Origin of the sequence: Bdellovibrio bacteriovorus, assembly GCF_001592745.1 — a bacterium.
GTDB lineage: Bacteria > Bdellovibrionota > Bdellovibrionia > Bdellovibrionales > Bdellovibrionaceae > Bdellovibrio > Bdellovibrio bacteriovorus_B.
On the sequence record NZ_LUKD01000005.1, the window covers coordinates 37016 to 63440 of the forward strand.

General features: G+C 45.4%; 30 protein-coding genes and 1 tRNA gene. 20 read left to right on the plus strand and 11 right to left on the minus strand.

The window, feature by feature from the left end; genetic code table 11:
- The first annotated feature begins 1 nt into the window (after position 1).
- From AZI87_RS10775 to AZI87_RS10785, 3 genes are all read left to right on the plus strand, one after another.
- Complete coding sequence (locus AZI87_RS10775) at positions 2-418, plus strand: hypothetical protein (protein WP_063206708.1); 417 nt, start codon at positions 2-4, stop codon at positions 416-418.
- Positions 411-791 (plus strand): OsmC family protein, encoded by a 381-nt coding sequence (locus AZI87_RS10780; protein WP_063206709.1) that lies wholly within the window; start codon positions 411-413, stop codon positions 789-791. The genes AZI87_RS10775 and AZI87_RS10780 overlap by 8 nt, the downstream gene beginning before the upstream one ends.
- Positions 792-891: 100 nt before the next feature.
- Positions 892-1743, plus strand: a complete 852-nt coding sequence (locus AZI87_RS10785; protein ID WP_063206710.1) for an SDR family oxidoreductase — start codon at positions 892-894, stop codon at positions 1741-1743.
- Here the strand turns inward: AZI87_RS10785 and AZI87_RS10790 are convergent.
- The 6 genes from AZI87_RS10790 to AZI87_RS10815 all read right to left on the minus strand — a co-directional run bounded on the left by AZI87_RS10790 (position 1740) and on the right by AZI87_RS10815 (position 7866).
- Positions 1740-2426, minus strand: a complete 687-nt coding sequence (locus tag AZI87_RS10790) for a Fic family protein (RefSeq protein ID WP_063206711.1) — start codon at positions 2424-2426, stop codon at positions 1740-1742. The two genes, AZI87_RS10785 and AZI87_RS10790, sit on opposite strands and share 4 nt — an antisense overlap.
- A complete protein-coding gene (locus tag AZI87_RS10795; protein ID WP_063206712.1) occupies positions 2426-3016 on the minus strand; it encodes a hypothetical protein in 591 nt (196 codons plus the stop codon). Before AZI87_RS10795 ends, AZI87_RS10790 begins: the two co-directional genes overlap by 1 nt.
- Positions 3017-3117: 101 nt before the next feature.
- Positions 3118-3759 (minus strand): hypothetical protein, encoded by a 642-nt coding sequence (locus tag AZI87_RS10800; protein ID WP_063206713.1) that lies wholly within the window; start codon positions 3757-3759, stop codon positions 3118-3120.
- Positions 3760-3882: 123 nt separating this feature from the next.
- Entirely contained in the window at positions 3883-6714 is a 2832-nt protein-coding gene (locus tag AZI87_RS10805) for a hypothetical protein (protein WP_063206714.1), read from the minus strand.
- A gap of 117 nt (positions 6715-6831) precedes the next feature.
- Positions 6832-6914, minus strand: a tRNA-Leu gene (locus tag AZI87_RS10810).
- Between the two features lie 454 nt (positions 6915-7368).
- Positions 7369-7866 carry a hypothetical protein gene (locus AZI87_RS10815; RefSeq protein WP_063206715.1) on the minus strand — a complete coding sequence of 166 codons (498 nt, stop codon included), beginning with the start codon at positions 7864-7866 and terminating at the stop codon, positions 7369-7371.
- A gap of 275 nt (positions 7867-8141) precedes the next feature.
- Here AZI87_RS10815 and AZI87_RS10820 point away from each other — a divergent pair, with 275 nt between their 5' ends.
- Together AZI87_RS10820 and AZI87_RS10825 are read left to right on the plus strand one after the other, a co-directional pair.
- Entirely contained in the window at positions 8142-8570 is a 429-nt protein-coding gene (locus AZI87_RS10820) for a hypothetical protein (protein ID WP_063206716.1), read from the plus strand.
- A gap of 76 nt (positions 8571-8646) precedes the next feature.
- The gene (locus tag AZI87_RS10825) at positions 8647-9777 is read left to right on the plus strand and encodes a carboxylate-amine ligase (protein WP_063206717.1); all 1131 of its coding nucleotides are present in this window, start codon (positions 8647-8649) and stop codon (positions 9775-9777) included.
- A 37-nt stretch (positions 9778-9814) separates the two neighbouring features.
- On the opposite strand, the gene AZI87_RS10830 is transcribed toward AZI87_RS10825, so the two are convergent.
- The 3 genes from AZI87_RS10830 to AZI87_RS10840 form a co-directional block, all read right to left on the minus strand.
- The gene (locus AZI87_RS10830) at positions 9815-10306 is read right to left on the minus strand and encodes a hypothetical protein (RefSeq protein WP_063206718.1); all 492 of its coding nucleotides are present in this window, start codon (positions 10304-10306) and stop codon (positions 9815-9817) included.
- Positions 10307-10470: 164 nt separating this feature from the next.
- On the minus strand, positions 10471-11049 hold the full coding sequence (locus AZI87_RS10835; protein ID WP_063206719.1) for a type 1 glutamine amidotransferase domain-containing protein: 579 nt from the start codon (positions 11047-11049) through the stop codon (positions 10471-10473).
- A gap of 13 nt (positions 11050-11062) precedes the next feature.
- Positions 11063-11821, minus strand: a complete 759-nt coding sequence (locus AZI87_RS10840; RefSeq protein WP_063206720.1) for a BON domain-containing protein — start codon at positions 11819-11821, stop codon at positions 11063-11065.
- A 205-nt stretch (positions 11822-12026) separates the two neighbouring features.
- On the opposite strand from AZI87_RS10840, the gene AZI87_RS10845 reads away from it, so the two are divergent.
- The 7 genes from AZI87_RS10845 to AZI87_RS10875 all read left to right on the plus strand — a co-directional run bounded on the left by AZI87_RS10845 (position 12027) and on the right by AZI87_RS10875 (position 16661).
- Positions 12027-12620, plus strand: coding sequence for a BON domain-containing protein (locus tag AZI87_RS10845; RefSeq protein WP_063206721.1), 594 nt, complete (start codon positions 12027-12029; stop codon positions 12618-12620).
- Positions 12621-12646: 26 nt separating this feature from the next.
- Complete coding sequence (locus AZI87_RS10850) at positions 12647-13225, plus strand: hypothetical protein (protein WP_063206722.1); 579 nt, start codon at positions 12647-12649, stop codon at positions 13223-13225.
- A 69-nt stretch (positions 13226-13294) separates the two neighbouring features.
- Positions 13295-14353 (plus strand): DUF748 domain-containing protein, encoded by a 1059-nt coding sequence (locus AZI87_RS10855; RefSeq protein WP_063206723.1) that lies wholly within the window; start codon positions 13295-13297, stop codon positions 14351-14353.
- A gap of 3 nt (positions 14354-14356) precedes the next feature.
- Positions 14357-14923: a hypothetical protein gene (locus tag AZI87_RS10860; RefSeq protein WP_063206724.1), complete on the plus strand. Its 567-nt coding sequence runs from the start codon at positions 14357-14359 to the stop codon at positions 14921-14923.
- 240 nt (positions 14924-15163) lie between these two features.
- Positions 15164-15418: a hypothetical protein gene (locus AZI87_RS10865; protein WP_063206725.1), complete on the plus strand. Its 255-nt coding sequence runs from the start codon at positions 15164-15166 to the stop codon at positions 15416-15418.
- 68 nt (positions 15419-15486) lie between these two features.
- Entirely contained in the window at positions 15487-16032 is a 546-nt protein-coding gene (locus AZI87_RS10870) for a hypothetical protein (RefSeq protein ID WP_063206726.1), read from the plus strand.
- Positions 16033-16070: 38 nt separating this feature from the next.
- The gene (locus tag AZI87_RS10875) at positions 16071-16661 is read left to right on the plus strand and encodes an outer membrane beta-barrel protein (protein ID WP_081112203.1); all 591 of its coding nucleotides are present in this window, start codon (positions 16071-16073) and stop codon (positions 16659-16661) included.
- Positions 16662-16795: 134 nt separating this feature from the next.
- Here the strand turns inward: AZI87_RS10875 and AZI87_RS10880 are convergent, their stop codons facing one another.
- Complete coding sequence (locus tag AZI87_RS10880; RefSeq protein ID WP_063206728.1) at positions 16796-17644, minus strand: EamA family transporter; 849 nt, start codon at positions 17642-17644, stop codon at positions 16796-16798.
- Positions 17645-17772: 128 nt separating this feature from the next.
- Here AZI87_RS10880 and queA point away from each other — a divergent pair, with 128 nt between their 5' ends.
- The 8 genes from queA to AZI87_RS10920 all read left to right on the plus strand — a co-directional run bounded on the left by queA (position 17773) and on the right by AZI87_RS10920 (position 25949).
- Positions 17773-18792 (plus strand): tRNA preQ1(34) S-adenosylmethionine ribosyltransferase-isomerase QueA, encoded by a 1020-nt coding sequence (queA, locus tag AZI87_RS10885; RefSeq protein WP_063206729.1) that lies wholly within the window; start codon positions 17773-17775, stop codon positions 18790-18792.
- The gene (gene tgt / locus AZI87_RS10890) at positions 18789-19904 is read left to right on the plus strand and encodes a tRNA guanosine(34) transglycosylase Tgt (RefSeq protein WP_063207851.1); all 1116 of its coding nucleotides are present in this window, start codon (positions 18789-18791) and stop codon (positions 19902-19904) included. The genes queA and tgt overlap by 4 nt, the downstream gene beginning before the upstream one ends.
- A gap of 67 nt (positions 19905-19971) precedes the next feature.
- Positions 19972-20310: a preprotein translocase subunit YajC gene (yajC, locus tag AZI87_RS10895; RefSeq protein WP_253696725.1), complete on the plus strand. Its 339-nt coding sequence runs from the start codon at positions 19972-19974 to the stop codon at positions 20308-20310.
- Positions 20310-22004 (plus strand): protein translocase subunit SecD, encoded by a 1695-nt coding sequence (secD, locus tag AZI87_RS10900; protein ID WP_063206730.1) that lies wholly within the window; start codon positions 20310-20312, stop codon positions 22002-22004. Before yajC ends, secD begins: the two co-directional genes overlap by 1 nt.
- A gap of 10 nt (positions 22005-22014) precedes the next feature.
- Positions 22015-22947, plus strand: coding sequence for a protein translocase subunit SecF (gene secF / locus AZI87_RS10905; protein ID WP_063206731.1), 933 nt, complete (start codon positions 22015-22017; stop codon positions 22945-22947).
- A gap of 10 nt (positions 22948-22957) precedes the next feature.
- On the plus strand, positions 22958-24688 hold the full coding sequence (gene recJ, locus AZI87_RS10910; RefSeq protein WP_063206733.1) for a single-stranded-DNA-specific exonuclease RecJ: 1731 nt from the start codon (positions 22958-22960) through the stop codon (positions 24686-24688).
- A complete protein-coding gene (gene queC / locus AZI87_RS10915) occupies positions 24685-25383 on the plus strand; it encodes a 7-cyano-7-deazaguanine synthase QueC (protein ID WP_063206735.1) in 699 nt (232 codons plus the stop codon). Before recJ ends, queC begins: the two co-directional genes overlap by 4 nt.
- A complete protein-coding gene (locus tag AZI87_RS10920) occupies positions 25383-25949 on the plus strand; it encodes a DUF366 family protein (RefSeq protein ID WP_063206737.1) in 567 nt (188 codons plus the stop codon). Before queC ends, AZI87_RS10920 begins: the two co-directional genes overlap by 1 nt.
- Here the strand turns inward: AZI87_RS10920 and AZI87_RS10925 are convergent.
- Positions 25946-26362, minus strand: a complete 417-nt coding sequence (locus AZI87_RS10925) for a hypothetical protein (protein ID WP_063206739.1) — start codon at positions 26360-26362, stop codon at positions 25946-25948. The two genes, AZI87_RS10920 and AZI87_RS10925, sit on opposite strands and share 4 nt — an antisense overlap.
- Positions 26363-26425 lie beyond the last annotated feature (63 nt).

Consider the following 26425-nt stretch of genomic DNA (forward strand, 5'->3'; position numbering starts at 1 on the left):
CATGAAATGGCAAATGCAAGAAATCAACAAAGAGCTTAAAAATCTTCACCGTCTATTTTTAGAAAGAGAACGCTTGGAGGCGGAAAAGCTTTTGCAAAGAAAACTCTCTTCTTTCGATTTCCTCTTTTTGTTAACCCAAGACGAGAATTTTGCATGGATGAGACCCTTTTCAACTTTGATAGCCGATGTGGACGCCTTCCTCGATGAAGAAGAAGTCCCAGCTTGGAATTTACAGGACGTGCGAGATCAAATAGTGTTTGTTTTGCAGCACGAGGGCTCGCTTATTAGGGACCGCATTCAGAGTTACTTGGGTTACGATGGTGAATTTATTTTGGCCTACTCAAAACTCAATGCTCTCTTGTCAGTAGTTCCTGAAAAGGCAGAAACAGAATTAAGAATGGAGGCAGCAAATGGTTAAAGCGCAAAGAAAATCAGACGCCATGGTGGCTGAACTCAAAGTCAGAAATCATCACTTCGTTGCCGGGCTTGTTGAAAAATTAGGAGGACACGATGAAGGTCCCAATCCTCACGAGTACGTGGAAGCCGCTTTGGCGGCTTGCACGGTTTTAACTGCGCAGATGTATGCGGCTCGAAAGGGCATCCCCTTAGAGTCCACAGATGTGGTTGTTAAAATTGTCTCTGAAGGGGAAGAAACTCAAATCAGTCGTCAGATTTCTTATCGCGGTGATCTCACACAAGAACAGCGCGATCGTCTTTCAGATATTCTGGAAAGGTGTCCTATTCACAACCTTTTAGAAAGCAAGATTACAATCAGCACGACGGTCTCTTAAACGGACTGTCAAATTAAAGTGAAGACCCTTGTGATAGAGTCCAGTGAAGATGGACACTGAATGGGCTCCATGATACCAAAGAATTAGCGGGGAGTTTTGCTTGAAACAAGTTTTGGTAACAGGAGCTTCTACGGGGATTGGTTTTGATCTAACAAAGAGCCTTTGTGAAAAAGGTTATCGAGTGTGGGCTGGTGTCAGGCGGCCTGAAGTCTTACAGTCTTTGCAATCTCGTTTTCCCCAGCAGCTTGAAGTTTTAAAGTTGGACGTTACCAATGAACAAGATATTCAAGATGCTTTCGAAAAGATCCGTCGTACAGTTAACACTCAAGATGAGTTGATATTAGTGAATAATGCCGGGGTTGCGGTAGGTGGCCCGATTGAAGCTTTGCCACTCAAAGAGTGGCAGGATCTTTTTAACGTGAATGTCTTTGCACCGGTTCGACTGACACAAATATTCCTTCCGCTGTTGCGGGAAACCCAAGGTCGTATTATCAATGTGGGCTCGATCAGTGGTCAAATTTCCACACCGTTCTTGTCGCCATATTGTTCGTCCAAGTTTGCCTTACGTTCTTTCAATGATTCCTTAAGAAGAGAGCTTTTGCCATTAGGTGTAAAAGTCGTTCTTTTCGAACCCGGTCCGGTGCGCACGGAAATCTGGTCAAAATCAATTTCTCACAGCGAAGATCAGCAAAAGGGCATGAGCGAAGAAATGCGCAAAGTTTACGGGCCTCAATTAGAAGCTTTAAAGCAGGGCGTTCTTGATACGGTGAAAACTGCGATTCCGGTCGAGGAAGTAACAAAAGCCATGCTTCACGCCATAGAAAGCAGATCGCCGGAACGCTACTATCTTCTAGGAAAGAATGTAAAGATTTTTTCTTTGATGAGTCGCCTACTGCCAGCAGCTTTGATCGATAAAATGATGATGCAAGGTTTTAGAATGAAGCGCACCTAGGCGTCATTCAAAACCAGTCGATAGGACCGTTGAACATTCGTAAGAAGTTTCAAAACAGCATTTCCCGGCGTCGCAGAAACTCGATCGCTAGAGAGAGTTGCGACCATGCCATCTAACTTCGTATCAAAGCTCATAGGCAAATAGCCATTAAGTCCTAAGAGCCAGTCACTTAAAAGAACTGACGTCCGACCGTTGCCATCCTCAAAAGGATGCAAGCTCACTAGCCAGTACTGGCAAAGAGCTGTTGCGATGAGCGGATCAAGCTGAGCTTTGTTCGTTAGAATGTCTCTTTCAAAGTGCTGAAGAGTCAAAGCAAGATCTTCAGGCGGGCAAGCCTCAAATGGTCCTAGATAGACAGGCTTGGTGCGAATCTCTGACTTCACTTGATTAGTTAAAAGGGCATTGAGATTTAAGATGTCTTGCCATGTCGGAGCTTCGTTGGCTTGGATTTTTTCGGCTACATAAGAGTTGGCTTGTTGCCAGGATTCGACTCGCCCATGGCGAAGACTTCCGGAATATTTAAGGCGGTAAGGGGCCATGCGAATCAGCCCCTCTTGAAGATGCTCCGTTGAAAGAGAATCTAATTCCAGCTGAAGGCCTTTGACGTTAAATATCTCTGCTTGAATCTGCGAAGATTCAGCTTCGGTAAAACCGCGTGAAAGACGCTCCAGCCAAACACTCATTATTTTTTGATTTCAATCATCTTAGCATTGTAAGCATACGGAGACCATTGCGAGCCCCCTTGCCATACTTCTTCAACTTCAATACCGATGTTGGCTGAAAACTGCAGATTCATTGTTGCAAGTTTTCCTGGTGCCAATGTCAGTTCATAGTTTTCAGGAGAACAATAAGTCAAAGTCGAGTTGCATCCATAAAGAGAATAACGATTTTCGTCGCGGCTTTTATGAGTGCGATCCAAAAGGACTTCACCGTCATCGCCTGCTAATACGATCTTTGTCGTGTACTTAACGCCATCATATTCTTCTGTCGCTTCGTCACTTTCAAAATAGAAAACACCTGTCATTTCACCGCGCAATTGATTTTGAGAGTCCGGAGTCAACGGAGATTGTTCGATCGAAAGATACAGATGCCCCACCACCACTTTACCTTCGCTATCAGTGTAGCGGGCTTTGTTCGCAGATTTTAAAACAAAGTTTTTCGCAAATTCTTTTTCAACGATCGTCGATTTAGCTAAAGCCGTTTGCGGAAAAGACACCGTGCTTGCCATGCCTGCTGTCAACGTAAGAACACTAGCCAATAACTCTTTTTTCATATGGAACTCCTAAAATGATTCGAACTGCGAGTCGCTTTATACCGCAAAAAAGAGGGTTTCCCTAGAGGAATAAAATTCAGGAGTGTTGACAGATTTGACACTCAGTTCATCCGGCTGCGTTCGATGCCTTGGAGGCGGCTTGATGTATTGGTTGTTTTGATGATCTTCGAGTATCCGACGCCCCAACGGGAATAAACTTTCGCTACGTCCATGACCGGGACGTCTAAGATCTTTACGTCTAGGCGGGGCACCACATAAAGATTCCCACTAAAGGCGGTGGGAACGCCCGGAACGAAGATCACCACTCTTTCGTCATCAAGGTACTCAACAATGAAGACGAGAGCGTTCATCTCGTCCGTGCGTGTTAGTAAAGCGGGCTCAAAAAGTTTATTAGTCTTAGAAGGAATCAGTCTTTCGGAAAACTCTTTCATCACATGATACATCTTAAAGTGACCCAGAGTTTTTTCTTCGAGCCAACGTCCCACTTTTTGGCCCTTTTCGGTCTGGGCGATAAAACCTAGGAGCATGGATAGAAGCACAAAGATCAATATGATCGCCAGTTTCATTGCGTGCGGGGTTTGCAAGAATTGAGCAGGGAACAGAGCCTGAGCTATTGGGGTTGCCAAGCGTTCTAAGGTGATCAGGATTTTCTCAAAAAGAAATATTAAAAGTAGAACAGGCAGAATGACGCTGGCTGCAGCCATCAGACTTGATTTAAAAAAATCTTTAAAACGATTCACCATCAGATCCCCTACGTCATCAGATCAACGGAAGGGGTGAAGATAAAGATGGAAGGGCGGACGTTTGGTAAAAAACAAAAGGCCAGGAATTCCTGGCCTTTAAGACGAACTTATTTGAATCGAGCGTTATTTAACAAGGGGATTTACTTCGTTAACTAAAGCCGCATCCCAAGAAGGCGTTAAAGAGTAGTTTTTAATGCGTGTTCCAGACACGTTGTAAGAAGAACTCACCCCTTTACCCGCAGTTCCTGCAACCGCTGCAGAAAGAACGGCTTGGAAAGTAAATGGACTTGCTGTCAAAGATTTACCGAAGTCAGCGTAAGCTGTCGTAAACGCACGGCGATCACCACGATCCAAAGCGGCCTTCATATCACGAAGATTCACGATTGCTTCACCTGTGGCATCCAATGTTGCTTCTTGAGCTTGGCGGATACAAGTGTCGATAACGTTGTTGTAGATCGTGCCACACATGCCGATAGGATCGGTCGAAGAAGAGTTGTTTCTGCGATCAAATCCGTTACCGCGCACGTAACCATTCAGGAACACTTGCGCATCTCTTTCAAGTTTTCTTGAAGCCATGCGGTCTGTCGCCAAGGCCATTAAGAAGTCTGTCGCTGATTTATCAAAAGTCAGTTGGAATGAAAGAGCTCCGTAACCCAAGTTGCCGATTTTAGGAACTTCAACGTAAAGCTCTTTATGCATTCCCGTTAAAGCGACAAGTTGGTTCACGACACGTTGAAGCTCAGAGCCTTTCGTGTGCGTATCCGTGTAAGACACGATGAACTGACCCATATAGCCAGAGTCTTGAAGTTCGTTCGTATTCACGTCACGAACATTGTAGCGGCCTGCAGAGAACGCCACTGTTGAGTTCTCAATCCAGTTGAACATACGACTGTCGCGCGCTTTCAAATAAACAGAATAGTTCGCGTCACCCAAAGTATTGTCAGGGAAGTATTGAGTTAATTGAGTCTGGTTGATGCGACCTTTACCCCAGCTAGCTGTGATATAAGGAACACCCATGCTGATCGTGCGCATATGACCACGAGCAATATTGTCTTGCTTCGTAACCGCCATGACGACTTTTTCGCCCGTCGTGTTCACCAACTTTTGAGCGTCCAGGGCAATCCCTTTGAATACGAAGTTTTCCAAAGCTTTCGCGCCTTGAGAGTCCGCTGTGTTGAATACCCACGAGAACTGAGAGTCTGTGGATTTAAATTGGTTGGCAGAATAAGCCACCGTCAATGTCGTACCAATAGAAGCACCGAAGTTATTCATTTTAAGCGCAGTGCGGTTCACATAGTAGATATTGTCGTTTACTTTTTGGATGTCTGTTTTCCACTGACCAATGGCGATGTAGTTAACGCCTACGTTTAAGGCCACGTACGCTGCACCGGCAGAGAACATAACTCCACCCATTTGCGCAAAGCTGATAGAGTCACCGATTTTCAGTTTTTTAAGGTCATTCAATGAAGAAGGGACGGAAGGAACTTTAACATTTTCCGCTTCATAACCTGTTTTAACAATCGTACGGAATGTTTTTTCAGTTCCAGCGATAGGAGCCATGCCCAAGGTCAAAGCGGTTCCTGGTTTCCAAGCAGAATACTGAGCAACCACGGCGCCACCGATAGCTCCGGTAACAGCCATTTTCTTTTCAACCAAGAAGCCTTTGTTTGAAGAAGAAGGTTCGATAAATTTACGGCTTGTTCCCTGAGAAACAGTAGGGACTACGAACTGAGAATCCAAGCTCGTGATCTTCGTTGGCGTTTGAATATCTAACGAAAGAATAGGAGAGAAGCTGAATTTCCAGGTGTTCTTTTTATTGCGAACAACTTCTTGTGTCGTTTCAGTGCGTTCTTCTTCATGAGTTTCTGAACGCTCTTCTTGACGAACGCCTGTACGCTCTTCGTCGCGCGTTTCCGTACGAGTTTCTTCGCGTGTTCCTGTGCGTTCTTCTAAAACAGTTTCGGAATGATGTTCCGTCACTGTTTCATCAGTAAACGTGACGCGTTCACCGGTTTCAGTCGTCGTTGTTGAAGTCGCATTGCCCTGGAAGGAGCCATTAGTAAGTACAGTCACGTTGTCAGTGTCGTCGACGATGCCGTTTCCATTGGTATCGACCCAACCATAGACTGTCGTTTTGGATCTGTCTTCAACTGCGGAATAGGTCGACACCGTGATCGTGCGAGCGCGATGTAATACGCCGGACCCATCAACATAATCGGCAGGATTTGAAATTGTTGTTGTTGTATTCGCGTTGGAAACGCCCGTTGTGGTGTATCCGGAAATATCGACAGCTCCCTTTGTCCAAGGTGCTTTAGTCCCAGAGTTTTTCAGTGCATCACGCACATCTTGAGCGCTTGTTGGCGCTCCATTGATAACCCAATAGTTTGAAACGTCTGCACCATTAAATGTTTGGGTTTCCGAAGGTGTTAACTGACCTGCATTGGCTAGGACTTGGTCAATAACGTCTGAGACCGTCCAAGATGGAAGGTAGCCACCACCAAACTGCATGTCGAAATGACTGCTTTGGGAGGTAACTACGCTATAGGGAGTAACAACCTCAGTGCGAACAACCGATGTCGTTGTCCAAGTTCTGGTGACAGGAACGGTGTAGGTATAAGGAACAGTCACCGTTGTTGTTGTCGTAACAGGGACTGTGTAAGTGTAAGGGACATCGACAATCGTTGTTGTCGTCACTGGAACTTTCACCGTGTTCGTGTGAAATACTACGGTCTCAGTGATTTTTGGCGATACGCCGTTTGGATTGACGTAAACGAAACCCAAACCATTAAAGATGGGTGAGTTCTGCATGAACGCCGTCATGTCAGTGCTGAAGTTAGTTTTGTAAGTGGGTTTATAAAGCTTCGCAGCTTCTTCTAAAGTGAGCGGCGGAGTTTGCTCTTGAGCGTGAACGACAGACGCAGTCACCAAAAGGGACAGGAAAACCTTTAAATTCATTTGAACCTCTTTAATTGCCAAATGGGTATAAAGGGTAAGGCAACTAAACAGGAAGATAAGATTTCTTGTTCCGGATATTCTGGAAAATTATTCAGTTATTCTGGGAATATTATTTAGTGGTGCGCGGAGAGGGACTTGAACCCTCACGCTTGCGCATACGCCCCTCAAACGTACGTGTCTACCAATTCCACCATCCGCGCGCGAGGCTTTATCAGACCATTGTCATTTCCCAGAGTCAATATATTGCAATACGCAATAAAATCACCCCCTAGACCTCAAAATGCACACATTTTTAGCAAAAATCTTTAACCTGAATATGTAGCCTACCAGTCCTATGAGTAAGAGCACGGACGCTCTTAAGACGGAAACAAGAAGACGCTAGGATGGCACTGCTTGATTCCGAGGCCAGGGAAGGCCGAATAAAGGAGAAGGACAATGACTGAATTACATGACGTAGCAATGTTCTGCATCTTTTACTCAGGAGTCGTGATGTACGCTCTCTGGGTCACAGTAGCCCGCCGGCCCCAAAGGGTGGAAGTGAAGAATAAAAGGGCTTCTTAGTATTGAGTTTTAAATTCTATGTATTTTGCGACTCTTCGAAGGTTTGGTGGTTCCCTTCGTGAGTCCGGGGGAGGGATGACCTCCCCCATTTTTTTATTTCAGGCGTTCTAGAACACAAGTGCCTTTGGAGTTCTCGATTTTCCATTGGATCAGCAACTGACCCTGAGCATTCACGCTCATGCCGACAGCATCATCCCATTTGCGACGGCAAGGATGACTTCCAGGAAATGGATAGTTATCGCATGTCGACCATTCCGAACCTTTTGTTCGCATCGCATACGCATTCTCAGTGACACGCACTTCTGAATTTTTATAATAGTCTGCGAAGTTCATGTGCTCTAATTCTGAACTTGAAGTCAGTGGCAATGCTAAGGTGTTGTGTTCTGCTGTAAATAGCAAAACTCCATTTGCGGAATCGGTTTCGACAGTGACAGGAGTTCCTTCGAAGTACATAAGTTGCAAAACGCCGATTCGGGAGTTATCAACTTTGCAGCCTTGAGCCACTTGGTAAGTGCCTTCAAGAGAACGTGCGGGAGCAGCAAATACGTTCAGAGAAGAAAGAAAAATAAATGCCGAAAGAAGCATTTTCATAAGGGTCTCCTTTATTATCCATTCGAGGTTGTTAAAACAGGGTGGATATTACCAGAGACCGCCCCGAATCGCTAAAGTAAGAAGAAACCGCGATGGAATACCACAAAAACCGTGAATGAGGATTGCAACACTTATAGGAGTGTCTAAGGTCTTTACACTCTTTCTTTTTACAGAAAAGTGTTTGCGAAGACCTATGGATGGGCCGCCTTTTTTTCAAAACCTCTTGAGAATTCTCCGAAATCACTGGTATACGTGCCTCACTCAGTGAGGACCCTATGTTTAAGAAAATTTTGATTTTGATGGTTCTTTGTTTTTCGTCGAGTGCGGCAATGGCGAACCCTAATCCTTGGATGCGCGTATGTCGTATAGCGGAAGGTTTCTTTCAAGGTTTGGTTGTTGAAGGAACTAAAGATCAGTTCTTGTGGACTTGTTCTTTTGATAATTCTTTTGTCGGTGCGGACGAGTTCTTCGTCTATAAGACAGATAAGAAAATCGCTTTATCTTTAAATGCCTATTTAAGCGGTGTTAGTTCAACCGCTTCTTCTTGCGAAAGCTTGAATGCAACAACGGTGCGTGCTGAGGCTATCAGCGGTCAGATGATCACCATGTGTCAGTTTGCGGATGGGTCTTTGTTAGATCTTTCATCTTTGAAATCGGGTTACAAGAGTCCCATGAACTCAAAATTAGACCGAGGTCTAAATTAACGCGAGCAGAGCGTTATCGTTCGTTTTCATATATATAAATTTGCCCTTCGGTGATTCTTTCCCGTAGGGTGAATTTATGACGATACCAAATATTGCCTTCGGAAAATCGGAGTCCCTTACTTTGGGGGTTGAAGTTGAATTGCAGATCATTCAACCGCAAACTCGCGACCTCTATCCGATATCTCCAGAAATTCTTGATGAGTGGTCGTTGCCAGGGCCTCACTTAAAACCTGAAATTTTCCAGAGTATGTTGGAGATCGACACTCCTATTTGCAAAAATGTCCAAGAAGTCGAAGAGACACTTTTGCTTTCTGCCCGGGAGCTTCACCGCATTTGCCAAAAAAGCGGGGCGCGTATTTCATCCAATGGCACGCATCCCTTCGCACGATGGCAGGATCGTATTTATTATCCGTCCGAGCGATATGAGTATGTGATTGAACGCAACCAACATATCGCCCGCCGTTTGATGATTTATGGACTGCACGTTCATTTGGGAATGAAAGATGGCGATCGCTGCATCCAAATGATGAACGAATTTCTTTATTATCTTCCTCATATGTTGGCCCTTTCAGCGAGTTCACCTTATTGGTCAGGTCGTGACACGGGGCTTGCGTCTTCTCGAATAACGATCTTTGAATCTCACCCTGCGGGAGGACATCCTTGCAAGGTGGAATCGTGGGCGGACTTTGAAAGCATCATTTATAAGCTGACGAAAAGTAAAAGTATCGAAAGCTTTAAAGATGTCTGGTGGGATCTTCGTCCTAGCCCCAATTACGGAACGTTAGAAATCCGCATTTGTGATGGTCTTCCTGGAATCCGCCGCACCAGTCGCCTGGTGGCCTTTATTCATTTGCTAGCTCGCTATCTGGAAAAAAAGTTGGATCAAGGACAAAGCCGACCTACGCCACAGGATTGGTTTATTCGTGAAAATAAATGGCGTGCTTCTCGTTTCGGTTTGGATGCTGATGTGTTGGTAGATAACGAGGGCAATACGAAATCGGTGCGCCAGGATATTTTAGATTTAATCAACGAGATGAAAGAAGATGCCGCAGCCATGCGCTATGAACAGTATTTAAAAGATCTCGTTGAAAAAGACATGGCTTCACCCAGTTATCTTGAGCAACGTTTGGTTTTTGAACAGAGCCAAAAACTAGAATCCGTCGTCGACTCTCTTTGTGATTATTTTGAAAATGATTTGAAAGTATAAAAAACTCACGGGTTTTTCGCCCGTGAGTCTTCGCTCCTTAGAAGGTGCTTGTTCCACCGGGTGTTGAAGACGGTGTTGTTGTTGAAGGAGTTGTGGGAGTTGTTTGGTTTTGCAAATCCCGTTGGTTTTCTTCCATAGTTCTTTGCATTTCTAGCTGAGATTGTTCAAGTTCGCTTTGTCCCGGTTGCATAGTGTTTTGAGATGTCTGAGGTGTATTCGTTGTTGTAGGGGCGCCTTGAGGTCCCATCGGAGCGCCACTGACTGATGAAGTTGAAGTACCTAATGTTGATCCCGTGTCTGACGTACTAGTTGTGGCTGAACCAGTGGTTGTGCCTGAAGGTGTAGTTGTAGACGTTGTTGTTCCCGTTGGAGAACTTGTCACAGAGCCAGTTGTTCCGGTTGTTCCCGTAGTTCCACTCGTGGTGGAGCCCGTGGAAGTTCCCGTTGAACTAGGTGACGTCGTCATTTGTGCCATGCCTATGCTAGCTGCAAAGAGGCTAGTTAAGGCGACAATAAGTAGAGTTTTCATAAAAACCTCCTTGATATTCTTGCAGACTTCATTGTCTCGCTGTTTGAACCTCGGCGAAACCCCTGACAAAAAATCTTGAAGAGAAGCCCTGCTTAAGGAGGGGAAAATAAAAAACTTCCCGCATTTAAAGTGGGAAGTTTTTTATTATAATCTGACGAATGACATTAGATAGAAGCATCGATACCTGGTCTTTGAATGTGACGACCCTCTGCAAATTCCTCGATCATCTTGCGATTGAAAGCTGGAATATCTTCAGGTTTACGACTGGTGACTAAGCCATTGTCGGTGATCACTTCTTTGTCTTCCCACGTGGCTCCGGCATTCTTTAAGTCGGTCTTGACGGAAGGGTACGAAGTCATGCGACGCCCTTTCACCATGCCTGTTTCAATAAGTAATTGCGGGCCGTGGCAAATGGCGGCAATGGGCTTACCAGAGTCAGCGAATTTTTTTGTAAACTCGACAGCCTTGCTTTCCTTGCGAAGCTTGTCGGGATTCATCACGCCGCCAGGCAGAAGCAAGCCGTCGTAATCATCGGGTCGGGCCTTTTCAACGGTTAAATCCACCTTGATGGACTTTCCCCAATCTGTTTTCGCCCAGCCTTTGATTTCGCCTTCTTTTAAAGAAATCACTGTGGTTTTTGCCCCAGCATCATCCAAAGCTTTCTTCGGTTCAAAGAGTTCTGATTCTTCAAAACCATCGGTTGCAAGAATCGCAATATTTTTTCCTTTTAATGAGGGTGTCATGACTGCCTCCTTTTTAATGCCTTGGTGTCGACGACGTTCTTCCTTTTTTGGAAGTCGTTTTTTCTACGGTTGTGGACGCGGGAAGAGCGTTGCTACTCTCTTCATCTTCCTTCTTAACTCGAATATTATTTATTATGTCTTTGACGCCAAGACAGTGCTCCGCACAGTCTTCTGCCAAATGCTTCATTTTTCTTTCCGGAACCGTACCAGTAAGAGTGACGATGCCATTGTCCACTTCAAGGTCAATATCTTGCGCATCGATTTGCCCGTGCCGAGTTAACATCTCGCAGATCTCTTCTTTGATGCGGTCATCTGATCTTGTAAATCCACGTGGCCCTTTTCCGTAGTATTGACCTTGGCCTTCTTGTTGATTTGTAAAATAGCTGGAAGAAGATGAGGAGCCAATGAATCCAGAAGAAGGCGCATAAGCAGGGGAGTTGACATTTTGTTCCCCTGAGTTTTGGCGATAGGCCCTGTCTAATTCTTCGCGGTATTCTGAAGAACCCTGATAGCGCGGTTGAGGGTAAGCTCTTCCGGTGTAGTCATATGAAGAGTCATAGTTTCTTTTTTGATAATATTCTGTTGGACGTGAGTAGTCGGAGCGGTCGTCTCGGCGAAGGCGACGGCGTTCTTCAGAAAACGGGACTTCATTTCTATAGCCGGACCTTTCATCCATGGGATCACGCTCGTACCAATCCTCGCGCTCATCGATTTTGCGCGGACGACTTTCCTGGTTGCGACCATACATAGAACCACGGGACTGTTGTGCCATAGTAATATCCTCCTGAGCATTGCTATTGAAAGCATCAGCATGAAATAGAATTCACTCTAAAACACATTACATTTTTGAATGATCTAGTGACATTCGTCACAGCCAGGGCCGTGGTTACTGCTATCAAACACGATGAGTGAAAATGGATCTTGGCCTATCATTAATACGGTCCCAAAAATCGAGGATGAAACAACTGGAGGTTATTATGAAAAAAAGTATTATTGCAATGCTGGCGGTAGGACTGAGTTCTTCCCTTGCTTTGGCGACTTCCGTTAAAGAAAACATGACAGATACAGAAGCAGCCACAAAATCTTTAGGCAGTGCTTTGGAAAAAGAAATGGAAAACATGAATACGACTTCCGTGAATCAAGCAGCTGAAGAGAGCAGCTATGATCGCAGTTTGGCAACATCTGAAGCGAGTCGTGATCCATCGGAAGTTTCTTCTTCTACGGGTTCTTCAGCAACATCGCGCTCACCTGGCAGCAGCGGATCTTCATCGAGTTCTTCTGGAGCGGCGATGGGTGGTGCAGCTGCCGGTGCAGCGGGCGTGACGGCAATGGATCAAGCAGGCACTGGTCAGTCTGATACTGATTTGACCCGTCGTGTGCGTCAGTCCTTGGTGAATGACCCTGGCCTTTCTGTTCGTGCTAAAAACATCACGGTAATTTCCGAAGGCGGCAATATAACGCTCAAAGGGGCTGTTGCCACTAATCAGGAAAAAGCCCGTGTCGAAGAGTTGGCTGAAGGCGTTCAAGGCGCCAAAAATGTAGATAATCAAACTGAAGTTTCGAACTACTAGATTGTAGCAACTACTAGGAGGTGGTTATGCCAAAACAAGGAAGAAAAGTGGTTTTCGGTATTTTTCAAAATCGTTCCGGACTTGAAAGCTGCGTAAGCACTTTGAAGATGGAAGGCTTCCGCCCCGAGGATGTCTCTGTGTTGATGCCTGACAAAGGCGATACAGCGACATTCGCTCATGAAAAAGGCACTAAAGCACCGGAAGGTGCGGCTATCGGTAGCGGAACTGGTGCTGTTGTCGGTGGTACATTAGGTTGGCTTGCGGGTATTGGCGCGATTGCGACCATTCCTGCGTTCGGCCCACTTGTTGCCGCAGGCCCTATCATGGCGGCTTTAGCCGGACTGGGAGTCGGTGGTGCCGTTGGTGGCGTTGCCGGAGCCTTGGTCGGTATCGGTATTCCAGAATACGAAGCCAAACGTTATGAGAAATTTGTTAAAGAGGGCGGCATTCTTCTTTCTGTTCACGTCGATGATTCAGATTGGGAGGATAAAGCAGAACGCATTCTTGAATCGTGTGGAGCTAAAGATGTCTCTAGCTCTAGCGAGGTCAGCCAAAAATCGGCTGAAGAACGCGCTAATAATATGAACCGCTCATCACAGATTTAATCTGTTCTTTAAAGACCCCCTCGACCAGAGGGGGTCTTTTTCTTTTTAGAACGTCCTCGGAGGCCCGCAGTGAAAAAACGCACACTCATAATTATCATCTGCCTGCTCGTTGTCTTTCGCATAGCCCTTCCTTACATGATTCTTTATCCATTGAACGTCTTCATGGGGGATTTCTCAAAGGTATTTTTGATTCGCGCAGATGACTTAAGCCTGAGTTTTCTGCGCGGGGCTTATCGTTTAGAGGCCATTGAAGCAAAAATTAAAGATCCACCACTCAGCTTTCTAAAGATTGAATATATAGACGTCTCTTTAGCATGGAGAGATTTGTTTCAAGGAAATCTTAGAACTGATATCGTTGTTGAAGGAATGAAGTTTGATTTAAATGATCAGCTTTTGGAGGCCGTAAAGAAGAACGCGGAAGCTTCGGCAAAAGATACGCAAGAGTTGGGAAAAAAAGTTTTACCGATTCGCATCTCGCGCGTCGATATTAAAAATTCAGAAGTTGCCGTAGCTGATATGAAAGGTCTTCCGGAAGAGCTTAAGATTAAAATCACCCAGATCGACGGACGTATAAGCAATGCCACGGCAACAGAAAAAGATCCTCTCACTTTGGCAAAGATTAAGGCCGTTTTGCAAGACTCCGCAACTATGTACGCCGTGGGTGAAGTCAATCAGTGGAAAACACCCGCAGAATGGCTTCTTTCTTTTGAAGCCAAAGAGTTCGATATTACTTCGCTCAATCCTTTCTTAACGCATAAACTTCCTCTCAACTTTACCGGTGGAAAAATGGATGTGTACGCCGAGGTCAAAGGAGAAAATAATGGACTCAAAGGGTATATAAAACCATTTGTAAAAGACATGCAGGCTGTGGGGAATAAAAAAGATTTTCAAGGCATCAAACATTTCGGCATAGAAATTTCAGGAGAGTTAGCCAATTTGATCTTTAGCAGAAAGTCCGACAAAACTGTCGCCACCATGGTGAACTTTTCTTACGAAAAAGGGACACTCAATTTAGATAAAGGTGGCATTGTGAGCAGCGCTTTAGCCCATGGCTATACCAAGGAGCTGCCTACGGGCCTGGAAAATAAATATAAAATGAATAAGAACACAAATGAAGAAAAGGAGTAAGTTATGAACGTGAAGCTGATGTCTCTTCTTTTAATTTCAGGATTTGTATTTGGCTGTGCCACGGATGAAAAGAAAGAGGCTGAGAAAACAGCAGCGGCGGCGGGACCAAGCATTGAAGCCAAACAGGTGGCAGCTGAAGAGGAAGCCTCATACGTGACAGAGTTTGCTTTCAAAAAAGGTTCAGCGACATTGTCAGACGGAATGAAAAAAAATATTTTACAGGTCATGGATCAAGCTAAGAAGTCAGGCGAGATCAAAGAGTTTAAAGTCATTACATGGGGAGACTCTGAATACCCATCAACTCACACAGAGAAGCTTTCACAAGCTGAAGTGGAGCTTGTAAAGAAAAGAAATACGGCCATTCGCAAGTACATCGAAGGGGCGAGTAAAGGTGTCGATGTCGAAACATATAGTATGGCAGAAAGACCCAATGCTTTGCAGGAGATGTTGAACACATCTGACGCGCGCGTAAAAAAATCTTTGGAAGTGGCGGGAGTTCCCACAACAGACACTGCAGTTAAAACTCCTTCGAAAGCTTCAAAAGCCATCGTGATGGCTATCACAGAATAGTTTTCATTCTTGCAATTCTTTAAGCAGCCCATGCGGAAATTTTCCCCGCAAGCTCTGGGGCACCTTGGGCTGCTTGTCGAAAAATTCCTGTTTAATTCTTTTATATTCGATCTCAATCATTTTTTCGTTTGGTCTGATTCCTGCTCTAGTGAATGTGCAGCCCGTATGGTCGTGACTGCGATTAAACAAAAGGAGAAAGCATGACGCCTTCTACAAGCCCTGAACAAAGAGGTACTAATAATGGATCGCAAAAACCACAACAGTTCGGTTCCCAAACCGGAAATTCCAGTCAACCCCTCAAATTCGGGGAAGGGTCCAGAAATTCGCAAGGAGGATCAAATCAACAACAAGGGAACCAATCCAGAAATCCCAACCAAACCGGTCAATCCAACCAACAGGGATCAAACTCCGGAAATCAACGAGGATCCACGGGTCCGAATCAAAACCAAAGTCAAAATATGGGCGGCTCACGCTCTGACAAACGTTAGACATTAATTTGTAGTTTTACCAGATAGGGCCCCATGGTGGGGCCTTCTCTGATTATCAAGGAAAGGAAGTTCAGAATGAGAACTATCAACAAAGTAGCAGTAGGTTTAGCATTTCTCTCTTTGGTTTCAATGAAGGCAGTAGCAGCTGTTGACTCTGAAACAGAAACAGCTTCTAAAAACTTGGGCGCATCTATGGTTACAGAAATTTCTTTTGATGAAGGTCAATCGGCATTGAATGACTCGGCAAAAGAAGAAATCCGCGGCTTGATTAAATCCGCAAAAGAAAGCGGCAAGATCGACGAATTGAAAGTGGCAGCGTGGGCTGACCGCGAATATCCTGCGAAAGACACGAAAGCGTCGAAGTCTGATATCGATCTTGCAAAGAAGCGTGGCGAGAACATTAAGTCTTTCGTGAAAAAAGAACTTTCAGTGAATGACGTCAATACTTACAACATGACTGAAAGACCCAACGCACTTCAAAAATTCTTCAAAACACCAACTGAAAAAACAAAAACAGCTCTAGAGCAAAGCGGTTCAGCTCCTAAAACTCAGGACGAAACGGGTTTCTTTGGTCAAAAAGCGAAAGCTTCTAAAGCTGTGATCATGGTTTACATGGAATAGTGATTTACTAATTAATGACACCTGTGAAGGAGGCTCACATGAGAAATCTGAGTGTACTAATGCTGGTTTTAGGTTTCCTTGTATCCGCACAATCTTACGCTGGCTTTTACATTGAACCCGGTATCACTTATGAAAAAGGTGATAACGAGTTAGAGTGGCCGGCACCACTTGGCGATTCCACCGGAAATACGAAGGGGTTGGGTGTGAATCTCAAATTGGGTTATCACTATGACTCAGTCTTCTTCATGGGCCTAGATGGATCTTACTCACAACCTAAGTTCGAGCACTCGGCAACTGATTATGATGCGGATGCCAAGTCGTCTCTGTACGGGGTGATCTTAGGTGGCCAAATGCCAAACATCGGTTTGCGCATTTGGGGTGGATACATCTTTGGCGGAGAACTGGATCCCGAAGAAAGCGGTGGTGTGGACGTCAAGTTCACAGGAGCGAAGGGGCCCAAAGTCGGACTTGGATTTAAGATTTTCATGGTCAGCTTGAACGTTGAATACATGGATCTTGAATACGACGACTCCGAGATTGAACAAGCTGGTCCAATCTCAGGAGAGATCGACAACAAATTGAAAAATAAATTAGGTTTAGTCAGTATTTCATTGCCACTGACTTTATAAAACCTGTTTTCTGCGAGTTTAAAGAGCCCTTATACAGGAAGTGTAAGGGCTCTTTTTTATGGTGCCTGCTTCTTTTTTGGGTCTACGCTGCATCAAATGATGCGCCGTAGACCCAAAAAAGAAGCAGGCACCTTTCAAAGACTGAGTAAGAAGGCGCCGAGTCCGATCGCGCAGGCGCTGAGGATTTGTTTTCTCGTCAGTGATTCTTTTAGGAAGTAAGAAAAGATCACTGCGAAGAAGATCGAAGTGTTGCGCAGAGAAATCGCGAAGCCCGGTGCGGAAATCTTTAAGCCGTAAAGGAAAATCAAGAACGAAGCCGTGGCGCCGGCTCCCGTTGCGATCACAGTCCAACCTTTTGTTTTCACGGTGTCGCGAATTCTTTCAAACGGATTTTTTCGAATACTCCAAAATAAAAACGGCAGGGACACAACCATCGCGATAAAAAACAATGTGCGCGGTTCCGCGCCTCTTTCCAAAGCTTGATGGTAGGTCAAATGATAGCCGGCGATGAACACCGCGCTTAGATAAGACCAAATATCTTCTTTCTTAAATACCGAAAGATCGTCTTTCGTTCGTCCCGCCAAATTCATAGTAAAAATGCCGGCAAGAATTGTAAATGCGCCGAAGTATTGTAAAAAAGCCGCGCGCTCTTGTAAAAAGATGGTCGAGATCATCCAGACGACGATCATCGCCCCACCGCGCATGATGCTATAAGATTTTCCTAGGCTGGTCGTGCGCAAGGCTTTCGCCAAAGTTAGAAAATAAAGTCCTTCAAAAATTCCCGAAAGAAATCCCAGGGCACCGACCGTATTATTCGGAAACTCCAACTGGCCAAATACGAACACAGTCATAAAAGTAAAAAGCCCCGACAATAAAATCGTGAGAAAAAGAAAGCTTTCTTTATCTTGCGAGGATTTAGCTAAGGCATTCCATCCCGCATGTAAAAAAGCCGAACCAATAAGCAATAAAGGACCCGTAGCCATATAAAAACCACCATACCTGCTTTTCCCGAAAGGTGCCTGCTTCTTTTTTGGGTCTACGCTGCATCAATGATGCGCTGTAGACCCAAAAAAGAAGCAGGCACCCTCAAAATATGGTATGAACGGGGCTCATGAAATTGGCAGATTTAGATTTTAGTTTTCCTGAAGAATTGATTGCGACTTCCCCGCAAAGGCCTTCTCGCGTGATGTGGGTGGAAGGGGGAGTTCCGCAAGAAATCACTTTGCAAGAGTTGATGTCACGGATTCCCGCAGGGGACGTGCTGGTTGTTAATAATACGCGCGTTTTAAAGCGCCGGGTGTTTGCTGGCGACGTCGAGATTCTTTTTCTTAAGCAAACAAGTTCCGTAGACTGGGAAGTTTTATTTCCTTCAAAAAAATATAAAGTCGGCTCTAGTCTCGAGCTTCCGTTGGGCGTCACCATGACTTTAGTGGAAAAAGGTCGTCCTCAAAAAGTGCGACTGAATCAGGAAGTCACTGAAGATTATTTCCAAAAAGTCGCGGAACTGCCTTTGCCGCCTTATATTCAAAAAGCGCGTGAACAGCGCCATACTGTAGAGGCTGATGAGTCCTGGTATCAAACGGCCTGGGCAAAAACTCCGGGAAGTTTTGCAGCTCCTACGGCAAGTTTGCATTTTTCTGCACAAGACATGGAGGCCTTAAAAGCCAAGGGCGTCGTCCTTTGTGAAGTTACTTTGCACGTGGGCTTAGGCACTTTTTTACCGGTCACCGCAGAAGATTTGAATGATCACGACATGCACGAAGAATACGTGGAAGTTTCAGCAGCCACGTGGGCGGTCGTGAATAACGCTCGTAAAAACGGCCACAAGGTTTGGTCCTTGGGGACGACGACCACGCGTTCGCTAGAAAGTGTGGGAAACGGTCTTTTGCAAGGGAACCCAGAAGAGGGTTTCCGTGGATTTACGAAGCTTTTAATTCAACCAGGTTATAAATTTAAAGTAGTCAATCGCCTCTTAACGAACTTCCATCAGCCGCAGTCCACGCTCTTAGCCCTGGTCGCTGGATTTTCTTCCCTGGAAACAGTAAAAGCTTGCTATCACTGGGCTATTGAGCGAAAGTTCCGACTCTTTTCATACGGAGATCTCTCGTGCTGGACGGAAACAAAACAATGACTTTAGGCGAATTCAAAGTTCATCAAACTGCGGGCAACGCACGTCGTGCCACGCTGATGACGGCACACGGTCCGGTGCAAACTCCGGTGTTTATGGCCGTGGGTACGAAAGCCACCGTGAAAGCTATGACTCCTGAAGAGTTGAAAGAGTGCGGCACTCAAGTTGTTCTAGGAAATACCTATCACCTTCATTTGCGTCCCGGTGAAAAGACGATTGCGAAAATGGGCGGTCTTCATAAATTCATGAACTGGCACGGCCCGATCTTAACGGACTCGGGTGGATTCCAAGTTTTCTCTTTGTCGCAGCTTCGTAATATGTCTGAAGAGGGTGTGGAGTTTCGCTCGCACTTAGATGGAGCGAAACATTTCATCTCTCCTGAAAAGAGCATGGAAATCCAAATGGATTTAGGCTCTGACATCATCATGGCGTTTGACGAATGTCTTCAGTACCCAGCTACCGAAGAAGAGATCGATAAATCCATGGCTTTGACTTACCGTTGGCTGTTGCGTTCGCGCGATGCCATGGTTCGCAAAGAGAGTCTTCTATTCGGTATTGTCCAAGGTGGTTTAAGTCTTAATCATCGATTAAAAAGTATGGAGCAAATCTGTTCGGTGGATCTTCCCGGTTATGCCTTGGGCGGATTCAGTGTGGGTGAGCCTATCCATTTGATGCACGAACTTTTACCAGATGTAGCTCCGAAAATGCCGGCAAATAAGCCGCGTTATTTGATGGGCGTAGGGACTCCCACGGACTTGATCATCGCGATTGATTCCGGCATTGATATGTTTGACTGCGTCATGCCTACAAGAGTGGCACGCAACGGAACCATCTTCACATGGAGAGGTAAAGTCAGCATTAAGCGCAGTGAATACCGTGAGGACAGTTCGCCTCTAGATCCAGAATGCGATTGTTATACTTGCCGCAATTATACGAAGGCTTACCTTCGTCACTTATTCTTAAGTGGTGAAATTTTAGGCTCTCGCTTGAACACGATTCACAATATTTATTTCTATATGAAATTGATGGAACGTGCCCGTAAAGCCATCGAGGAAGGCCGTTGGGAAGAGTTCCGCAACGACTGCTTGACGCGATTCGCAAAGAAGGACAGCTAGACTAAAATATTGATTCTTCTCAAGAATAATGCTGAATTTTACTGTCAGTTATTAACTTGGAGGAATCATGTTATTCGGACTTCTTGCATCCACAGCTCATGCACAAACAGCAACAGGCACTCAACCCTCAGCCTTTGAAATGTTTGTGCCATTTATCTTCATCTTCGTTATTTTCTATTTCCTCATCATCCGTCCTCAAGCCAAAAGACAAAAAGATCACCAGAAGTTTTTGTCAGAAGTTAAACGTGGCGATGAAGTGATCACTTCATCTGGTATCTTGGGTCGCGTGGAAGGCATCACAGACCAATTCGTAACTTTGGAAATCGCTGACGGCGTTAAAGTAAAAATGCTTCGCAGTCAGATTGCAACATCTCAGAAGGCAGCAACAGCAGAGGAAAAGAAATAATGGAAGGACTTCGTTGGAGATCTATTCTCGCAGCACTAGGAGTGGCGGCAGCCATCGTTTGGGTACTACCAAACGTTGTTAATTTCGGTGAAAAGGCATGGTGGCCTTCGAAACAAAAGCTGAACTACGGTTTGGACATCCAAGGTGGTTTGCACTTGGTTATGGGTGTGGACGTAGATGGCGTAGTTTCTGAAAGCACGCACCGTCTTATCACGTCAATGAAAGCGGACATGCAAAAAGAAAATGTCGCTGTGAAAGACGTGAAGTCCGTAAACCCAAATTTGGGTGAAGTGACTATCGACGTGAACGATGCTGCGGGTAAAGCAGCCGTAGAAAAATTCTTGGCAGACAAGTACTCAACAGTACTTCAAGTGATGAGCTCCACAGATACATCTATCACGACTCGTTACTTTGATGCTTACTTGAATGACTATAAAAACCGCGTGATTCAACAAGCGATTGAAACAATCCGCAACCGTATCGATGAGTTCGGTGTGGCGGAGCCTTCAATCTCTCAACAAGGTGCCAACCGCATCTTGATCCAACTTCCTGGTATGGAAGATGCAGAAAAAGCAAAGCAGTTGATCAATACAACGGCTAAATTGGATTTCATGATCGTTTCTAACGAAAAATCCCCGCAAGAACTTCAAGCGATGATCGCTGAAGCTGAAAAAGCAGGGAACTACAGCATGACGACGATGAAGTACTCTGATTACGTGACGAAGTTGAATGCAGACCTTGCTTCAAAGCTTCCAGCGAAATCCGTGATCTACTTCGAAAAGTCTGCCAACGCGACAACAATGGAAGCGGGCGCAATCCCATTCCTTCTTAAAACAGACACAGATTTGGGTGGAGACTCTTTGGATGACGCTTTCGTTGGTTACGACCAATATGGTGCTCCTCAAGTTTCTTTGCACTTCAACTCTGCAGGCTCGAATAAATTCGCGGACCTAACAGGCAACAACGTCAACAGACAGATGGCGATTGTTTTAGATAAAGTTGTGAAATCAGCTCCAAGCATTCGTGACCGTATTGCTGGTGGCCAAGCGGTGATCACTTTAGGTGGTGGTCGTGACCGCAATGGCATGATGGAAGAAGCGAAAATGATTTCAACGGCTCTTCGCGCGGGTGCTTTGCCAGCGTCTTTAGAGCAATTGGAAGAGCGTCGTGTAGGTCCAACATTGGGTGCTGACGCTATCAATAAAGCGAAATTGGGTTCTTATGTAGGTGCTGCAATTATCGTTTTGTTCATGTTGGCGTATTACAGAGCGCTGGGCGTGGTGGCGAGCATTTCATTAGGGATCAACGTTCTTGCTTTGTTTGCTTTGATGACAAGCATGGGCTTCACTTTAACGTTGCCAGGTATTGCAGGTATTGCTTTGACGGTGGGTTTTGCGGTTGATGCGAACGTTCTTATTAATGAGCGTATTAAGGAAGAGCTCCGTTTAGGCCATAGTATGGCTGTCGCAATTAAAGAAGGTTATCACCGTGCGATGTCGGCGATCATCGATGCCAACGTGACGACGGCGGCAACTGCGGTTGTGTTATTGTACTTCGGTACAGGTCCCGTGCGTGGTTTCGCAGTGACTCTATTGATCGGTATCGTGACTTCTATGTTTGCAAACGTGTTTGTATCGAAAGTCATCGTGGATCTTTTGGTTCATAAATTTAAAGTTAAAAAGTTGGCAGTGTAGAAGGTACAGCATGACAATTAAAAATGATTCTTTCGGACGTTTTGATTTTGTAGGAAAAGCCTGGTTGTTTGGTGGCATTTCCTTGATTTTGACTATTGTTTCTTTGATCTACCTTGCGGTGAACGGGATCAACTATGGTATCGACTTTAAAGGTGGTACTGAAATCCAAGTAAAGTTCGCTCAAGCAGTGACGATCCAGGATCTTCGTAAGTCTATCGATGACCTTAAGTTAGGTGAAGTCGGTGTTCAATCTTTCGGTGAGGGCAATGAATACATCGTTCGTTTCCAAGGCCGTGTGGGTAAAACAGACAAAGAGACGAATGAGATCTTAAATGCGGATCTTGGTAAAATCCGTAACGTGATCACAACTCAGTTTGCTTCTCAAGGCCCTGACATCCGTCGTGTCGACACGGTGGGACCTCAGGTGGGTGCAGAGTTGAAACGTAATGGTGTTCTTGCGGTATTCTACTGCTTGCTGGTAATCTTGATCTACGTTGCACTTCGTTTCGACTATAAGTTTGCTCCGGGCGCAGTTCTTTGCTTGTTCCATGATGCGGTCATCACATTGGCTGTTTTCGTGGCGGTAGGTAAAGAAGTGAACGTAGCTATCCTTGCGGCGATCATGACTTTGATTGGTTTCTCTCTGAACGATACGATCGTCGTATTTGACCGTATCCGTGAAACTGAAGGTCACTATCACGATAAAGGTTTTGGCTTCGTTATCAACAGATCTATCAATGAGATGTTGGTTCGTACTTTGATCACTTCAGGAACGACGTTTGTATCTGCGATCTGCTTGTACATCTTTGCAGACGGAACTGTTGAAGATATCGCCTTCGCTATGTGCGTGGGTATCTTCTTCGGAACTTACTCTTCTATCTACGTAGCAGCTCCGCTGGTACTTTTGATGGAAAAGTTGAACCTTAAAAAAGCCAGAGCGTAATAAGGACGGAATGAACCCTTTATGGAAGTCGCGTGATTTAACGATAGAAGCGGAAGTGCCCTCGACAGTCGAAGGGCAATGGCCGCCTCTCATCGGTAAGATTCTTGCGGCTCGAGGGTTCGCGGCTTCTCCCGAAGTGGAGAAGCTTCTTTTCCCGAAGCTCGCGGACTTGAAAGATCCTCTTTTGTTAAAGGGGATGTCTCAAGCTCTTGAGCGCCTAGGTCGGGCGTATCTCAATAAAGAAAAAATCTGTATCTATGCGGACTTTGACTTGGACGGAACGTCAGGTCTGGCTTTGCTTAAAACCGGCATGGTGGCTTTAGGTTTCCCTGAAGTTTTGCACTATCAGCCAAAGCGCCTTTCTGAAGGCTACGGATTTCACGTAGCGGCCGTCGAAGAACTTCATAAGCAGGGTGTGAGTGTTATCATCACGGTCGATGTCGGTATCACCGCCCATGCGGCCGTCAATCGCGCCAAAGAATTGGGCGTGGATGTGATCCTTACGGACCACCACTTGCCGGCTGACACGATCCCTAATGCCTACGTCGTTGTGAATCCGAATCAAGGTGATTGCCCTTCAGAGATGGGTTATCTTTGCGGCGCGGGTGTGGCGTTCTATCTTTTACGTGGGTTAAAACGCTACTTTCAAGATCATGAACAACTCCCTAAAAACAATTGGGATTTAAAAGAAGTTCTCGATTATTTCACGATCGGGACTTTGACGGACATGGTTCCTTTGGTGGACGACAATCGTGTCCTAGTGAAACATGGTTTGGTTAAACTAGCGGAAACCAAAAAAGCGGGCCTTCGAGCTTTACTTGAAGAGTTGGACCTTGTGGATCGCCCTTTAACAAGTCAAGACGTCGCGATCCGCTTTGCCCCTAAACTCAATGCGCTTTCGCGTATGGAGTCGGGCGTACTGCCTATTGATATTTTCCTTTTAGATGATGCCGCAAAGGCGCGTAACATGGTTCGTGAAGTTATGAAAAATAACTCCACCCGTGTGCAACTGCAAAATGACGCCGAGATCGAAGCTCAAGCTTTACTTAAAGAGTGGCCTCATCAGGATTTCGTTTTTGTCGCCTCAAAAACCTTCCATCGCGGCGTCGTAGGTCTTATCGCAACGAAGCTCACGCAAGTTTATAACAAGCCGGCCTTTGTGGGGTCGGTGGGTGATGACGGCATGATCGTGGGAAGTGCGCGTTTGCCGCAAGGTCAGGAAGCTTGCTTGGTCGAGGCGATGTCCAGCGCTCAAGATTTCTTAAGCCGGTTCGGGGGGCACTCGGCCGCCGCAGGATTTGAAATCGCAGAAACTCGCGTAGCTCATTTCATTGAAAAACTGAGTGGCCATTTTTCTGATCTTCGTGAAAAACCGAAGCCTTTAGAAATCTTCTATGATGTTGAGGCGAAGCTTTCTGAAGTCGGGGCGCCGTTAATGAAGTGGTATGACTTCGTGGGGCCTTTCGGTACTGGCTTTGCAATTCCATTGATTCATTTTTCAAATATTCAAATTTTGTCCAAACGAGAGTTAAAGGGTGGTCACCTGCGTTTAAGAATCGCAGATCCGGATGGTCGCTCCTCTTCAGAAGCGCTGTTATTCACGCCGACACCTCGTCAGTTGGACACTTTACAAAACGTTCCCGGCTTTTACCATATTCTGGGCGAGCTTCAGTGGAACTACTATGCCGGTCAAAAAACCGTGCAGATTCTTATTCGTGATTTAAAGGTAGCTAGCACATGAAACCAGCAAAAAAAGTCGTTGTTCTTTTATCGGCGGGGTTAGACTCGACGGTGAATGCATTTGATGCCGTTAAGCACGGCCATGAAATTGTTCTGGCTTTGACTTTCAACTATGGCCAGCGAGCCGCTCAAAAGGAAATCGAATCAGCCGCAAAACTAGCGGCGCACTTAAAGGTTCCGCATAAAGTGGTGGATTTGCCTTGGTTCAAAGATTTTAACACATCATCTTTGTTAGTTGAAGATCAAGCGGTTCCAGTCGGGGCTCAAGTTGAAATCGATAATATGCAAAAATCGGCGGAATCAGCGAAGTCCGTGTGGGTTCCTAATCGCAATGGCATTTTTTTGAATATTGCAGCGGCTTACGCGGAGGCTTTAGGGGCAACAGCCGTGATTCCGGGATTCAACGTCGAAGAAGCTGCGACTTTCCCGGATAACTCCAAAGAGTTCATGGATACGGCGACGAAAGCTCTGCACTATTCGACATCAAATCATGTGACGGTGGGTTGCTATACAGTTCACTTGAAAAAAACGGACATTGTTCGTTTAGGTCATGGATTGAAAGTTCCTTGGGAGATGATCTGGCCTTGTTACTTCTCTGGAGAGCAGTGGTGTGGGCAGTGTGAATCTTGCCAACGTTCTAAGCGCGCGTTCGCGTCGGCGAATGTGGATGTGAAACATCTGTTTAAGGATTACTAATGAAAACACTTTTTATAGAAAAGAAATTTCCTTACGATGGAACTCAACTGCATTCCCTATTTGCGTATCTGGATCATAAGGTTTTAGGACCGTCGATTGTTTCTTGGCAGGGAGCTTGCTCTATCTCTTTTGATCACATGGTGGATGGAGAAGACCTTTTAGAACAAGCGGAGATCAAAGGCGATGAAATGCTTCATTTCATCATCGAAGTCTTTGATCGTGATTTGTTTTCAGGCGTGGCTTTGCAAAGGCTTTTTGCTTCGATCACGCGTGACTACTTACAAGCTGCATCTTCTGCTTTGGTGGGTAAGTCGTTGGTGCGTGAGGGGGATGATATTTACCTGGATGATCGCAAGCTGAGTATCAGCATTGCTACGAAATCGCCCGTATCGGTGATGGTGCATTTTGCGATGAATATCACTAATGACGGAACACCGGTAAAAACTTTGTCTTTGCAGGACTTGAAATTAGATCCTCGAAAAGTTTCCGAGGACCTCATGGCGAAATTTAAGAAAGAATATGATTCGATAGTCGTGGCGACGCAGAAAGTGCGCCCCGTTTCTTAGTGATGGTCGTGAGCGGAAGAAGGTTTTTCTTCTGCGAGTTTAGGCAACGGAAGCTTGTAACTGACTTCGTTTCCAACAGCGCCATCACGCACGGCTTTTACTTTCAGTTCGCCTTTTAATGGGTACTTCTTCGTAGGCGCGCAGTGAAAGTGATTTCCTCCCATGACGGAGCACTTAAAATCCACTTTGTCTTTTCCATTCACGGCAGAAACCTCGATTTTAGAATTCTTGACGGTAGGGTACTTAAATTCCATGTCTAAAAGAAAAATGTGGGCGTCTTGTTTTTCATCTAACATAAGCTCGGTATGAAAGGCTCCGGGCATGCGAATATGTCCGCCGTGAGGGCCTTCCTTGTCTTCGCCATGGGCTAGGGCTATAAATGGTGTCAGAATCAATAGAGATAGTAATTTCATAGTGTTTTCCTTATTTATCAGTCTTTCTAGGAATGAGACGTGGGTTTTGTGACATAAATCTAA

What these genes read in the sequence shown, in the direction of transcription:
- AZI87_RS10775 (WP_063206708.1), top strand. Translation starts at nt 2, where the DNA reads ATGAAATGGCAAATGCAAGAAATCAACAAAGAGCTTAAAAATCTTCAC.
- AZI87_RS10780 (WP_063206709.1), top strand. Translation starts at nt 411, where the DNA reads ATGGTTAAAGCGCAAAGAAAATCAGACGCCATGGTGGCTGAACTCAAA.
- AZI87_RS10790 (WP_063206711.1), bottom strand. Translation starts at nt 2,426, where the DNA reads ATGAGTGTTTGGCTGGAGCGTCTTTCACGCGGTTTTACCGAAGCTGAA.
- AZI87_RS10795 (WP_063206712.1), bottom strand. Translation starts at nt 3,016, where the DNA reads ATGAAAAAAGAGTTATTGGCTAGTGTTCTTACGTTGACAGCAGGCATG.
- AZI87_RS10800 (WP_063206713.1), bottom strand. Translation starts at nt 3,759, where the DNA reads ATGGTGAATCGTTTTAAAGATTTTTTTAAATCAAGTCTGATGGCTGCA.
- AZI87_RS10805 (WP_063206714.1), bottom strand. Translation starts at nt 6,714, where the DNA reads ATGAATTTAAAGGTTTTCCTGTCCCTTTTGGTGACTGCGTCTGTCGTT.
- AZI87_RS10815 (WP_063206715.1), bottom strand. Translation starts at nt 7,866, where the DNA reads ATGAAAATGCTTCTTTCGGCATTTATTTTTCTTTCTTCTCTGAACGTA.
- AZI87_RS10820 (WP_063206716.1), top strand. Translation starts at nt 8,142, where the DNA reads ATGTTTAAGAAAATTTTGATTTTGATGGTTCTTTGTTTTTCGTCGAGT.
- AZI87_RS10825 (WP_063206717.1), top strand. Translation starts at nt 8,647, where the DNA reads ATGACGATACCAAATATTGCCTTCGGAAAATCGGAGTCCCTTACTTTG.
- AZI87_RS10830 (WP_063206718.1), bottom strand. Translation starts at nt 10,306, where the DNA reads ATGAAAACTCTACTTATTGTCGCCTTAACTAGCCTCTTTGCAGCTAGC.
- AZI87_RS10835 (WP_063206719.1), bottom strand. Translation starts at nt 11,049, where the DNA reads ATGACACCCTCATTAAAAGGAAAAAATATTGCGATTCTTGCAACCGAT.
- AZI87_RS10840 (WP_063206720.1), bottom strand. Translation starts at nt 11,821, where the DNA reads ATGGCACAACAGTCCCGTGGTTCTATGTATGGTCGCAACCAGGAAAGT.
- AZI87_RS10845 (WP_063206721.1), top strand. Translation starts at nt 12,027, where the DNA reads ATGAAAAAAAGTATTATTGCAATGCTGGCGGTAGGACTGAGTTCTTCC.
- AZI87_RS10850 (WP_063206722.1), top strand. Translation starts at nt 12,647, where the DNA reads ATGCCAAAACAAGGAAGAAAAGTGGTTTTCGGTATTTTTCAAAATCGT.
- AZI87_RS10860 (WP_063206724.1), top strand. Translation starts at nt 14,357, where the DNA reads ATGAACGTGAAGCTGATGTCTCTTCTTTTAATTTCAGGATTTGTATTT.
- AZI87_RS10865 (WP_063206725.1), top strand. Translation starts at nt 15,164, where the DNA reads ATGGATCGCAAAAACCACAACAGTTCGGTTCCCAAACCGGAAATTCCA.
- AZI87_RS10870 (WP_063206726.1), top strand. Translation starts at nt 15,487, where the DNA reads ATGAGAACTATCAACAAAGTAGCAGTAGGTTTAGCATTTCTCTCTTTG.
- AZI87_RS10875 (WP_081112203.1), top strand. Translation starts at nt 16,071, where the DNA reads ATGAGAAATCTGAGTGTACTAATGCTGGTTTTAGGTTTCCTTGTATCC.
- AZI87_RS10880 (WP_063206728.1), bottom strand. Translation starts at nt 17,644, where the DNA reads ATGGCTACGGGTCCTTTATTGCTTATTGGTTCGGCTTTTTTACATGCG.
- queA (WP_063206729.1), top strand. Translation starts at nt 17,773, where the DNA reads ATGAAATTGGCAGATTTAGATTTTAGTTTTCCTGAAGAATTGATTGCG.
- tgt (WP_063207851.1), top strand. Translation starts at nt 18,789, where the DNA reads ATGACTTTAGGCGAATTCAAAGTTCATCAAACTGCGGGCAACGCACGT.
- yajC (WP_253696725.1), top strand. Translation starts at nt 19,972, where the DNA reads ATGTTATTCGGACTTCTTGCATCCACAGCTCATGCACAAACAGCAACA.
- secD (WP_063206730.1), top strand. Translation starts at nt 20,310, where the DNA reads ATGGAAGGACTTCGTTGGAGATCTATTCTCGCAGCACTAGGAGTGGCG.
- secF (WP_063206731.1), top strand. Translation starts at nt 22,015, where the DNA reads ATGACAATTAAAAATGATTCTTTCGGACGTTTTGATTTTGTAGGAAAA.
- recJ (WP_063206733.1), top strand. Translation starts at nt 22,958, where the DNA reads ATGAACCCTTTATGGAAGTCGCGTGATTTAACGATAGAAGCGGAAGTG.
- queC (WP_063206735.1), top strand. Translation starts at nt 24,685, where the DNA reads ATGAAACCAGCAAAAAAAGTCGTTGTTCTTTTATCGGCGGGGTTAGAC.
- AZI87_RS10920 (WP_063206737.1), top strand. Translation starts at nt 25,383, where the DNA reads ATGAAAACACTTTTTATAGAAAAGAAATTTCCTTACGATGGAACTCAA.
- AZI87_RS10925 (WP_063206739.1), bottom strand. Translation starts at nt 26,362, where the DNA reads ATGAAATTACTATCTCTATTGATTCTGACACCATTTATAGCCCTAGCC.